Raw genomic sequence first — 1,239 nt, forward strand, 5'->3', positions numbered from 1 at the left:
AGCAAAAATCAGATCCAAATCAATGCTTGCCGCAGCATACAGGACAAGAGCTGTATCTACGATTGCCCTAATTCTGGGGCAGGGAGGAATTGCGTTTTCAAAAGCGAGTGCGTTTTTCCAATGGCTATCAATGAGTGCCAATCAAACATGGAAAAGCAGCTTATTCTCCACTTTATCCACACTCTCCGCAGAATTGGCAGCCAACCGTGCCGCCATGATGTTTCTGAGCCGCTTGAGCTGGATAGGCGGCGCTATTATATTAGGCACCACTGTAACCTTACTCATTATCGATGACGACGCATTGGAGAAGTGGTGTAGCAAATGCTGTTTCCGCCTTAAACCATCCGACAAAGGATACCTAAAGGACGCCGAAGAGCTCAAAGCGTTGTTTAATGCCATGAGCGAGGTGATCTAATGTATTTTATTGAGTGGTTCTCATGGCTGGCAGCCATACACCCTAAAGAGAAACGCGAAGCCTTTAAAAAACAGAACAAAACAATCAAAAATAGAGGGGTTTACGAAAGCGAAGACGAAGAATACGTTGCAGCTGCAAAAAAATCAGTATGCGAAACCCCAAAGAGCCGTGGCCCAGTCTACGTGTACAACGAGCATGTGCTCGAAATGCGCTGCGGCATGTGGGAGGACAAACGTGGCTTGATCACCATCCTTTCCCTTGCAATCATAGCGGTAATCACATTCGAGTTATATTTCACCACTGATTCCATTAAGGAATTAATCGCATTAGCCTACAATTATCAAGGTGAACCGTATGGAGAACTCCTAATCACCACAATTTTCTTTCTCTGCTTGGATCCATGGCTTTTATGGATTTACCTAAAGTATGGTTTCCGTTTCACACGCTTTGAGATGTTTACATCACGCCACCTGTTGATACGCTTCAACCGCACCACCCAACAAGTCTACCTCCACCGCCCGCCATACTGCGGAGGGATCGTCACGCTCCCGTGGAACGGCGTATCGTCCAGCGGCTCTGATAAAAAGTATGCACCACCAGGTGGCATGGGCATGCCGCTGGAACTCACATGGTCGCCCGTTTTTACTGGCACACTGCGTCCTGAACTGATCTGGGTCGGCAAATCCGCCAATAATTTCGCGGAGATTCAAGCCGAATGGGAGTTTATCCGCCGCTTCATGGATGACGGACCGGAGGGGCTACCGCGCCCCCACATCACCTCGCACTTCCCTTGGCCCTGGCAAGCCTTCACGCCTCAGTTCGAA

General features: G+C 48.8%; 1 protein-coding gene and 1 pseudogene. Both read left to right on the forward strand.

What is annotated here, in order from left to right:
* A pseudogene (locus tag CC207_RS27025) lies at positions 1-415 on the forward strand (hypothetical protein); the annotation flags it as partial.
* On the forward strand, positions 415-1,239 hold an 825-nt coding region (locus tag CC207_RS20860), incomplete at its 3' end, for a hypothetical protein (RefSeq protein ID WP_088852687.1). The pseudogene CC207_RS27025 and the gene CC207_RS20860, both read left to right, overlap by 1 nt.

The organism is Pseudomonas sp. DrBHI1 (assembly GCF_002205115.1).
GTDB lineage: Bacteria > Pseudomonadota > Gammaproteobacteria > Pseudomonadales > Pseudomonadaceae > Aquipseudomonas > Aquipseudomonas mosselii.